This window comes from Bacillus sp. HNG (assembly GCF_003400205.1).
Classification (GTDB): Bacteria; Bacillota; Bacilli; order Bacillales; family Bacillaceae_L; genus Ferdinandcohnia.
Map to the genome: position 1 here is coordinate 120788 of NZ_QUQV01000003.1, position 11676 is coordinate 132463.

General features: G+C 37.3%; 8 protein-coding genes. 1 reads left to right on the top strand and 7 read right to left on the bottom strand.

Annotated elements, in window-relative coordinates; genetic code table 11:
• Positions 1-195: 195 nt before the first annotated feature.
• Positions 196-1983, top strand: coding sequence for an N-acetylmuramoyl-L-alanine amidase family protein (locus tag DZB84_RS07270; RefSeq protein WP_116351603.1), 1788 nt, complete (start codon positions 196-198; stop codon positions 1981-1983).
• 73 nt (positions 1984-2056) lie between these two features.
• On the opposite strand, the gene dtd is transcribed toward DZB84_RS07270, so the two are convergent.
• The 7 genes from dtd to DZB84_RS07305 form a co-directional block, all read right to left on the bottom strand.
• Entirely contained in the window at positions 2057-2503 is a 447-nt protein-coding gene (dtd, locus tag DZB84_RS07275; RefSeq protein WP_116351604.1) for a D-aminoacyl-tRNA deacylase, read from the bottom strand.
• Between the two features lie 14 nt (positions 2504-2517).
• A complete protein-coding gene (locus DZB84_RS07280; RefSeq protein ID WP_116351605.1) occupies positions 2518-4707 on the bottom strand; it encodes a RelA/SpoT family protein in 2190 nt (729 codons plus the stop codon).
• 225 nt (positions 4708-4932) lie between these two features.
• Positions 4933-5445 (bottom strand): adenine phosphoribosyltransferase, encoded by a 513-nt coding sequence (locus DZB84_RS07285; protein ID WP_116351606.1) that lies wholly within the window; start codon positions 5443-5445, stop codon positions 4933-4935.
• On the bottom strand, positions 5445-7799 hold the full coding sequence (gene recJ / locus DZB84_RS07290) for a single-stranded-DNA-specific exonuclease RecJ (RefSeq protein WP_116351607.1): 2355 nt from the start codon (positions 7797-7799) through the stop codon (positions 5445-5447). Before recJ ends, DZB84_RS07285 begins: the two co-directional genes overlap by 1 nt.
• 77 nt (positions 7800-7876) lie before the next feature.
• A complete protein-coding gene (locus DZB84_RS07295) occupies positions 7877-8773 on the bottom strand; it encodes a cation diffusion facilitator family transporter (protein WP_116351608.1) in 897 nt (298 codons plus the stop codon).
• A 129-nt stretch (positions 8774-8902) separates the two neighbouring features.
• Positions 8903-11149, bottom strand: coding sequence for a protein translocase subunit SecDF (gene secDF / locus DZB84_RS07300; RefSeq protein ID WP_116351609.1), 2247 nt, complete (start codon positions 11147-11149; stop codon positions 8903-8905).
• A 150-nt stretch (positions 11150-11299) separates the two neighbouring features.
• Positions 11300-11581: a post-transcriptional regulator gene (locus DZB84_RS07305; protein ID WP_189655191.1), complete on the bottom strand. Its 282-nt coding sequence runs from the start codon at positions 11579-11581 to the stop codon at positions 11300-11302.
• Between the last annotated feature and the right edge of the window lie 95 nt (positions 11582-11676).

An 11676-nucleotide genomic window follows, 5' to 3' on the forward strand; every position in this document is an offset into this window, starting at 1 on the left:
CTTACTGTTCGAAAAGTTTCCTTTTAAAAAATCGTGGCATCCGCCGGAGGCTATAACTGTTCAGTGGGGTTAATCCGACTGAATCTAGTTATAGCTTTCCCTTTTTTTAGATTTTCTTTCTAAAAAAAACAGGAATATTTTTATTTATGGCGAATTCTTATAAAGCTATGTTTTTTTACTCAAGGAGGCTTTTAAGTGTTACACAAGATTTTAAAATTGGGACTAGCGTTCCTACTCGCGATTATTTTTTCAGTTACAACAACCCCTGGCAAACTCACAAAGGCTGAAACTATCGCAGTCATTAATACTCCTGTTTTGAATGTAAGAGAAGGTCCTGGTCTTTCCTACGGAAGAGCAGCTCAGGTCAAACAAGGAGAAAAGTATACAATCATTGATAGGAACAATGAATGGGTTAAACTACAGCTTTCTTCTGGAAAAACAGGCTGGGTTGCATCATGGCTCATAAAAGAAAACCAATCAACCTCATCACCAACCACTTCATCATCAACCGTTGTATCAACCGTAGATGGACTTAGATTTAGAAGTGGTCCAGGAACAAGTTTCCAAGTAATTGGCTCGTTAAATAAAGGAAACGAGGCCAAGTTTCTTGAGGCAAATGAGAATTGGTCTAAAATTTCATTTAATGGACATAATGGTTGGGTTTCCTCACAATTTATCACTGCAAAGCAGTCATCTGGTTCAACGAATTCGAATTCAAACTCTGGTTCAAATTCAACTACCACTAAAAAAACTGGAACAATTACTGCTTCTATCTTAAATGTGCGGGATCAACCTAATTTACAAGGTAGAATCATTGGAAAGCTAAAACAAAATGCTAATGTTACGATTACCAATGAGAGAGAAGTATGGTTAGAAATTGTATTTGGAGGAAGCTCTGCTTGGATACATAGGGATTTCGTTGCAGGTATTTCTTCAACAGAGGAAAAACCCTCTCAACCTGCTGCACCACAAACTCCAACAAACCAGGGTAAAATTGGAGTTGTTACAGCATCTAGCTTAAATGTTCGAGACAGTAGTTCCCTTTCAGGTAAAGTTATCGGTAGCCTAAAGCAAGGGAATAAGGTAACAATTGAAGAGGAAGTAAATAATTGGAGCCATATTACATTATCAAACGGTACGAATGGTTGGGTTGCCAGCTGGTATTTAGACATTCAGTTAGATACACCAACTACCGAAGAACCGAGCTCAGGAAAAACCGCTGTAAAAATCCTTTATAATGGTACAAATATTCGTTCAGGTTCATCTACTTCACATTCAGTAGTTGCTCGGGGGAACGAAGGCGATTCTTTTACGATGGTGGCTAAGGAAGGGGATTGGTATAAAATAAATCTCCCCGGAAATAAAATTGGCTATGTCGCTGGTTGGCTTGTTTCAGTGAATGGAACAGAAAACATTGTAGAACGACCAGGTGTCAATCAATATTTAAAAGGAAAAACAATCGTCATCGATCCTGGTCATGGTGGTAATGATAGTGGCGCTATTGGAGTAAGTGGCACCTATGAGAAAACGTTAAACTTGCGTACTGCAAGAATGGTTGTTGATAAACTAAATGCTTCTGGTGCAAATGTCGTAATGACACGTAACAGTGATAATTATGTTAGCTTACGTTCAAGGGTCAGTATCTCTCATTATCGAAATGCAGATGCCTTTGTGAGCATCCACTATGATAGTACTTATGACCGTAATGTACGGGGAGTAACATCTTATTATTATAAAAATATTGATGTTGGACTTGCTTCAACACTCCAATCAGAGCTAGTTAAGAATACTGGCTTCAAAAATAGACAGCATCGTCAAGGCAATTATCAAGTTTTACGGGAAAACCGAAATCCATCAGTCTTATTGGAATTAGGGTTTATTAGTAATCCGACAGAAGAATATACCGTAAGTACAAATACTTTCCAAGAAAATGTTTCAAATGGAATTTATTATGGACTTGCTCAATACTTTAAAGGAAAGTAGATTTCCACAGAAAAATGCCTCAAAAGCAAATAGCTTTTGAGGCATTTCTATTATCCAGCACAAGTGCCTTGCGCTAATTTTTATTACTCTCAATAATTAATGTGACTGGTCCTACATTTGTAAAATGGACGTCCATCATCGCACCGAATGAACCAGTTTCGACATTTATACCTTTTTCACGAAGTTCCGCATTAAAAAGATTGTACATCTTTTCGGCGTATTCAGGTTTTGCTGCATCCATAAAATTGGGACGTCGTCCTTTTCGGCAATCCCCGTATAATGTAAATTGTGATACGGAAAGAATATCTCCTTTTACATCTAGTAGTGATAAATTCATTTTCCCTTTATCATCCTCAAAAATGCGGAGATTGGCTACCTTGTCTGCCACATATTTTATATCCTCGATTGTATCTGTATGTGTGATCCCGACCAAAAGCATTAAGCCATTTTTGATGGAACCCACTTCTTCATTTTGAACGATTACACGTGCATCCCTTGCACGCTGAACGATGACTTTCATGACAAATCCCTTTCTTAACTCATTACACGGCGAACAGAATAAATGTCTCGAATTTGTTTAATCCGTTCCACAACTTTATGAAGATGACTGACATTTTGAATTGAAATGGACATATTTATTGTTGCCATTTTATTACGGTCCGATCTTCCTGAAACAGCCGAAATGTTTGTCTTTGTCTCGTTTACTGCTTGAAGAACTTCATTCAATAAACCTCGACGATCAAAGCCATTTATTTCAATTTCGACATTAAACTCTTTACGATCATTTAGATTACTTTCCCATTCAACCTCAATTAATCTCTGTTGAGCATCCTTTGTATGGACATTTTGGCAATCTGCACGATGAACGGAAACACCTCTGCCTTTTGTAATAAAACCGACAATTTCATCTCCTGGTACCGGGTTGCAGCATTTCGATAAGCGGATTAGTAAATTGTCAATTCCTTGAACTTGTACACCAGAATCACGTCTTTTAGAACGATTTGGAACTTGTTTTACCTCTGATATTGTTTCAGCCACTTGTTCAAGGTCTCGTTGCTTCCGAAGTTTATCGGTTAAACGATTGGCGATTTGCGCTGCAGTAATTCCGTTATATCCGATCGCGGCATACATGTCTTCTTCGTTTGAAAAATTGAATTTCTCAGCAACCCTTTTGATATTTTCAGGTGTTAAAATTTCTTTCACTTCAAATTCAAGGTTGCGGATCTCTTTTTCAACAAGTTCTTTACCTTTTTCAATATTTTCTTCACGACGTTGCTTTTTAAAGAACTGACGAATTTTGTTTTTTGCCTGGGATGTTTGAGCCAGTTTAATCCAGTCCTGACTTGGACCATAGGAATGCTTCGATGTTAAGATTTCTATGATATCCCCTGTTTTCAGTTTATAATCCAAGGTTACCATTTTTCCATTTACTTTAGCACCAATTGTTTTATTTCCAATTTCAGAGTGAATTCGGTAGGCAAAATCAATAGGAACAGAGCCAGATGGAAGCTCCATAACGTCTCCCTTCGGTGTAAAGACAAAGACCATATCGGAAAACAAATCAATTTTTAAAGACTCCATGAATTCTTCTGCATTTGATGCATCGTTTTGCCATTCCAAAATTTCACGGAACCATGTTAATTTTTCTTCAAAAGAAGACTGTTGATTTACTTGTTTGCCTTCTTTATATGCCCAATGCGCTGCAATCCCATATTCTGCAATCTGATGCATCTCAACTGTACGTATTTGTACCTCAAGTGGGTCCCCCTTCGGACCAATTACAGTTGTATGAAGAGACTGATACATATTGGGCTTCGGCATTGCAATATAGTCTTTGAATCGACCTGGCATTGGCTTCCAGCAAGTATGAATGATTCCTAGAACCGCATAACAGTCCTTTATACTATTTACGACAATTCGAACTGCAAGCAGATCATAGATTTCATTAAATTGCTTATTTTGAAGAACCATTTTTCGATATATGCTGTAAATATGCTTTGGTCGCCCCGAGATTTCCGCTTTAATTGAAACCTCTTCGACATGTTGCTTAACTTCTCTAATAACTTCGTCAAGATACTCCTCACGTTCTGCACGTTTCTTTTTCATCAGGTTGACGATACGATAATACTGCTGAGGGTTTAAATAACGTAAGGCTGTATCTTCAAGCTCCCATTTAATCGTTGAAATACCTAGTCGGTGTGCCAATGGAGCAAAAATTTCAAGCGTCTCATTCGAAATACGGCGTTGCTTTTCTGGTGGGAGATGCTTAAGGGTTCGCATGTTGTGCAAACGGTCTGCTAGCTTGATTAAAATCACCCGAATGTCCTGGGCCATAGCTACGAACATTTTTCGATGATTTTCAGCCTGTTGCTCTTCCTGCGACTTGTATTTAATTTTCCCCAGTTTTGTGACTCCATCAACGAGCATAGCTACCTCAGGAGTAAACTCATCGCTAATTTCTTGAAGAGTGACATTCGTATCCTCTACAACATCGTGTAAAAAGCCACCAGCAATTGTATAAGGGTCCATTTCAAGATCCACTAAAATACCCGCTACTTGTACAGGGTGGATGATGTAGGGTTCACCTGATTTACGAAATTGCTCTTTATGAGCTTCCTCTGCAAATTTATATGCACGTTTAATAAACTCGATATCATTATCGTTCAAATATACTTTTGCCTTTTCTATCACTTGCTCAGGAGTTAGGACCTGTTCGTTTGCCATAGATTTTATCACCTTTTTAGAAATTAAAGATTCAAAGAAAGAATTCTTTGAATCATTTTTTACATATAATTTAGGTTATTGTTACTATTATCTTGAAAATCTCGAAAGTTGTAAAGGGAAATAACAGAAATATTGCATATAGAGCTTAAAAATTCTTATTTTACGAGTAAAAACTAAAAACTCTACTAAAAAAAGCACTCAAAACTGAGCGCTTTTTAATGAAAATTAAAACTGCATGAGAGTTAAAACATCATAGCCATCTAACTTTTTACGTCCATCTAAGTAAGTTAGTTCGATTAGGAATGCAATCCCCGCTACAATGCCACCAAGTTGTTCAACTAGATTGATGGTTGCTTCTATTGTTCCACCAGTTGCTAATAGATCATCTGTGATTAATACACGTTGACCTGGTTTGATCGCATCTTTATGAATGGTTAGAACATCTTTTCCGTACTCTAGCCCATATTCTACTTTAATGACGTCTCTAGGTAACTTGCCTTCTTTTCTAACGGGAGCAAAGCCGACACCATGTGAGTATGCGACAGGACAACCAATAATGAAGCCACGTGCTTCTGGTCCAACGACAAGATCAATTTCTTTTTCTCTAGCATATTTTACAATTTGATCTGTAGCATATTTATATGCTTCACCGTCATTCATTAAAGGTGTAATATCCTTAAATTTAATTCCTGGCTTTGGATAGTCATCCACAATCTCGATAAATTTTTCTAAATCCATTATTTAATTGCCTCCTCAAGCGAATGCGAACCTTGATTTATTGCATCAAACCAATGCTTTAATTGTTGATATGATGAATACAATAATTGCTTTTCTAATTCAATTCTCTTTGCTTTCAATTGATATGTTCTTGATTCAGTCAAATCCCTTTTCTTAGCTTGATTTGATAAAGATATAAATCCATTGTTTATTTTAACAAAATCTAAATCAAAAAACACCTGTGACATAAAATCAATTGTTTCAGTTGACCATCCTCTATATTTTGCTAAATCATGGGCATAGCGATTCATATCAAACGGACCTTTTTTTGCAAGAAATGCATAAAACCATTTAAAATGCTCTCGTGTTGGGATTGTGCTGAAGAAATGATCCTGCTCATGGAAAAATAAAGTATAAATGCGATTTGGAAAGCTATTCTCAAACAAGACCTTGATCCATTCAGCTTCCTCAGGTAAATCTAGAAGAACAACATGCTTTGAATCTAATTGAATCTCAGTTGCTTCTACAAGCGATGAAACAATACTAAATTCATGATTTGATAATTGAAGCTTATCTATTGTCAATTCAGAGAATGCAATTAAATGGAGTTTGTCATCCCTTAATTTTTCTATATATGAAGAAAAATCACGCATGCCCCGTATATCAAATAATTGCCATTCATTAACAGCTATATCCTGAAGCATAATTTGCGGCTTTCGGCTATTGTTCCATTCATTTATGGATAGTTCTCCAATTACCGACACCTTTGATAAGGGTGAAATTCCATCACAGGTATGTCCTAAACCAAAACCAACTCCATCAAGTGTATGTGGTTCATCCTGAAGAACGATTTTTAAATGGCTCTGATCTGCACCAATTCGGCGAATTGTATTGACCCCAACATCATTAATTTGCACGATTGGTTTTGGATTTCCCATTCCATATGGTGCTAATTTGTTCATTTCAATAATAGATTCAATTGAAATATCATCAATACTACAAATCGCATCAACGGATGTAACTGGTTGAAAGTCTTCTGCTGTTAATACTTCATTCGCAATCACATTCAGACGATCCCTTAGGTCATTTACATCGTCGACTTTAAGGGTCATTCCGGCAGCCATTGGATGTCCACCAAAATGCGGTAAAATATCACGACATGTCGATAGACTCTCATAAAGGTTAAAGCCTGCAATACTTCTTGCGGAGCCCTTTGCCAATCCTTTTTCAGAATCAATGCTTAAGACAATCGTAGGCCGATAGAAACGATCAACTAATCTTGAAGCAACAATTCCAATAACACCGGAGTTCCAACCTTCTTTTGCTATGACCAACACGGAATTTGAAGAAGGTGGAAAATTTTCTTCAACCTCTTGAATGGCTTCTTGTGTCATTTGATTAACCAATTGCTGTCTTTCTTTATTTAGTTCATCAATTTCATCGGCAATATATGAGGCTTCCTCGGGATCAGTTGTCATTAATAAATCAACTGCGGGATCAGCTGACTGCAGACGACCAACTGCATTAATCCTTGGTCCAATTGCAAATCCAACTGTTTCCTCAGAAATATCATTGTTTTCGATTTTTGCTTTTTTTAATAATGCCTTTAATCCTGGTCGCCCAGTATTTTGTAAGGCTCTTATTCCCTTTTTGGCTAGGAGACGATTTTCTCCATGTAAAGGAACTAAGTCTGCAATTGTCCCAATTACAGCCACATCTAATAAATCAGTAGGGACTTCACCACGTAAAGCATGTGCAACTTTAAAAGCAACCCCAACCCCTGCCAATTCTTTGAACGGATACTGACTATTAGGTTTTTTCGGGTGAATAATGGCCGTTGCAACTGGTAGTTCAGGACCAACTTCATGGTGATCTGTAATAATTAAATCAATTCCTAATTCTTTTGCAACCTCCGCTTCATGCAGAGCTGAAATTCCTGTATCTACAGTAATAATTAGCGAAAATCCTTCTGATTTTGCCCATCGAAAAGCTGTTTCATTCGGTCCATAGCCTTCAGTGAATCGATTTGGAATATAAAAATCAACATGTGCACCTTTTTCTTTTAAGGCAGTAACCATAACGGTCGTACTGCTAACACCATCGGCATCATAATCACCAAACACCAAAATTCGTTCGTCATTTTCAATGGCTTTCATAATCCTCTCGATCGCAATATCCATTTGATCAAGTAAAAATGGATCATGGAACTCAAGATGTTCTGGTTCTAAAAATTCACGTGCTGATTCGACGGTTGTAAGCCCTCTATTCACAAGTAGGGATGCTACTAGAGGTGTAATCTGTAGTTCTTTGACTAGTAGATTTGTATATATCTGGTTGTATTCATTTACCTTCCAACGAGTTTTAGATTGTAACAAAAGCTTCACCCCTTAACCACACTATTATACAGGAGGTTAAGGTGCGTTACAATGATTGACATTTTCCATAAGTTGCGTTAATCATCGTCTGAGTATGGATTAATATGGACAAACACATTTTGTACTTGTGCATATTCCATAAGCTTTGCTTTAACTTTTTTACCGACTTTATGACCTTCTTCCACCGTCATATAAGGGTCAACAGAAATTTTTAAATCGACAATCACGTAATGCCCATGTTCACGTGCATGAAGTTCGGTAATTTTCATTACTTCCGGAACAGACATAACCAGATTTTTAAATTCCGTGGTATCTTCATCATGTAATACATGATCTAACGTATTATGTATGGCTTCCGTTCCAAATTCCCATGCCATTTTGACAATGAGAACAGCGACAACAAGTCCTGCAACAGGGTCGGCGTAAACAAGCCAATCAATCCCTAAATAGCCACCTAGAATGGCCCCCACAATCCCTATTAGGGTTGCAATTGATGCAAATACATCGGAACGATCGTCATATGCATTGATAATAAGCGCATCACTCTTAATCTTTTTTCCAAGATTGTATTTATACCGAAACATGATTTCTTTAATAATGATTGAAAAAAGGACGGCATAAATAGCCATTGTCTTAGGGACCTCAATAGGCTTAAAAAATGCCCCAATGGAGGCTTTCCCGATTTCAAAACCAACGAGTGCAAGCAGTACCGCAACAATAATAGCAGAAACTGACTCAGCTTTCCCATGTCCATATGGATGATCTTCGTCTGGAGGTCTTTTAGCAGCTCTCACCCCTATGAATACAGCTACTGAACCTGCTACATCTGATGCTGAGTGAACTGCATCAGCAATAAGCGCTCGGCTATTGGATTGAACCCCAATGACCCATTTAATGATAGCTAAGATGATATTCCCCACAATACCAATAATGATGGCTTTTTCTGCTTGTTTAAAGCGATCATTCTCTTTCAAAAAATCCTCATCCTCCCCATATACGTTTGAGAATACGACACATGCTTTTTAGTGTAACCAAAAGCTGATTAACTCATCAAGTCTAAAATAGAAAATAAAAAGCCGTGAAAAATTCACGACTTTTACTGTTTACACTTGTGGCTCTGTTTCAGCTTTTACAGATTGTTTTTTTGCGATTTGTTTAGACTTCCATATTAACCAAAGCTGTGCAGCAATGAAGATGGATGAATACATACCGGCCACTAAACCAATTGTTAATGCAAATGAAAAATTAGTGATTGCCTGTCCACCTAAAAGTAATAATGCAACACTTGTAAAGATTACGGTAATTGCAGTATTAACAGAACGTCCTAACGTTTGTCTCAATCCACTATTTACAACACTTGCAAGATCTTCGTACGTTTTAATACGCTTTTTCTTCTTTAACAGTTCGCGTATTCTATCAAAGGTTACAATGGTATCGTTGATGGAGTAACCAATAATTGTTAAAACAGCCGCGATAAATGTAACATCCACTTCAAGACGAGTAACACTAAAAAGAACAATCATAAAGAATGCATCATGGACAAGTGCTACAATTGCTGCTAATCCCATTAGCCATTCGAAACGGAATGCAACATAGATAATAATACCTAGCATCGCGATTAGGCTAGCATAAAATGCGTTACGTGCCAATTCTTTTCCGACAGTTGGAGAAACTGTACTTACGTTAGGATCAGCCCCATAAAGATCATGGAAATGTGCCTTCACTTGAGCCACTTCATCTTTTGATAGCTCGTCAGCGAATCTTGCAACTCCAATTTCATTATTATCCCCGGAAATAACGATTTCCTTAGCTTCTAGATTTAGCTTACTAAGCTCTTCTGTAAGTTCCTCTTGGGAAATCGGATGATCAGCAAGTACATCCATACGGGTACCAGCAACAAAATCAATTCCAAGATTAAGTCTAAAAATGATTAATACTATAATCCCCACTACAACCATTAGGCCCGATGCAACAAAGAATTTATTCTTATGCTTCGCAAAATCAAATCGATCAAATCGAGTTGGAAAATTACCTTCTGGATCTGCATCGGCTAGATTTCTAATCTGACTTTGTTTTACACCAAACCAGCTAGGTCTCTTATTTAAGAATTTACTATTAACCCAAAGTCCGAGTAAAAGTCTACTTCCATATACTGCAGTTAAAAAGCTTAATAAAATACTAACGATTAACATCGTTGCAAAACCTTTTACAGCACTTGTACCAAAAATAAATAATACGACACCAGCCAAAATAGTGGTTATATTTGCATCAAAGATAGTTAAGAATGAGTTTTTACTACCTGTACGGTATGCAGATAAGATTGATTTCCCAGACCTTATCTCTTCCTTAATTCTCTCGTAAGTAATAATATTGGCATCGACCGCCATACCTACCCCGAGGATTAAGGCTGCAATACCTGGAAGTGTGAGCACCGCATTCATCCAGTCAAAAACAAGTAGGTTTAAATAAACAAAAATACTTAAAGTTACGGCAGCAATTAAACCAGGGAAACGGTAAAATACAAGCATAAATAATAGCACTAAGAAAATTCCAATTGCCCCTGCAAAAACCGTTTTATCTAATGCTTGCTCACCAAATTTTGCACCTACTGATGTTGAATAGATTTCTTTCAGATCAACAGGTAGTGCCCCAGCGTTTAGCAATGAAGCAAGTTCATTTGCAGATTCAACAGTAAAATTACCACCTTCGATGGATACCGATTTTGTGTTGAATACCTGGTTTACACCAGCAGCTGAAAGGTACTTAGGATTTTCCTTTTTACTCTCAGCCTCAAATGAATCTACACCTTCTTCAAAGTCTAACCAAATCACCATTAAATTGTTTGGAGCCTGGTCAAGAACTTTTTGTGTGGCATTTTTTAGATCGTCAGAATTTTTAACTGTTAAGGCAACAGATGGTTTGCCCATTTCATCAAATGATTGTTTAGCACCATTTTGAGCTAATTGAGAACCATCAAGTAATACATTATCATGTACATCCCTAAAGGTAAGCTTCGCTTGGGTTGATAGAATTTCACGAATTTTATCCTGATTTTCAACACCCGCTAATTGCACACGAACACGGTCTTTACCTTCAATTTGAATATTTGGCTCGTTTACCCCTAGCACGTCAACACGGTTATTTAAGGCGTTTACCGTACTTACTAGAGCTTCCTTATCAATGACATCGCCCTCTTTTGCTGGCAATACCTCATAAAGGATCTCAAAACCACCTTGAAGATCGAGTCCCAATTTAATATTTTTTGCGGTGTCAGTACCGGTAACCCCGATTAAGGCTCCAAACAGTAGTACCACTACGAAAAACACCACGATGCGGCCTTTTTTAACCATAAGTATGTAGATCCTCCTTTATCTAGCTTAAAAAACAGAGCCTGTCCTTTAAGCCCTCCATCACAATTATGAAACAATGCTTTTTTCATGTCAATTACAGCTTTCTGTAAATACCCCGCCACACTATAAATATTTTTTTAATATAACAGATTAGAGTAACTTTTCTAGTACGTCTTTTCCTTCACCTTCAAACCAATTTGGTGCTTTAAAAGCCTCTACGGTTGCATAATTCATATAATCTCCAACTTTAACAGATAAAATATCGTTCACTATTTGATATAAAAGCTTCTCTTCTTTCTCTTTTCTCCATTTTTTATTTTTCAAGAACTTCCATAGTTCATCCTCTTTGACACTGTCATATCCGTACAGTTCAAATTCCTCCAATTTACTTTTTAAAACTGGACGAACCGTTTCTCGAAACTTGTCATACATGTGAGTCTCAGCTTGGTTCACTCGTCATCTCTCCTAATAATCAAATACGCCTCGGCGTATTTGCGCCCAGATTTTTTAGGCCCACACGAGGTGGG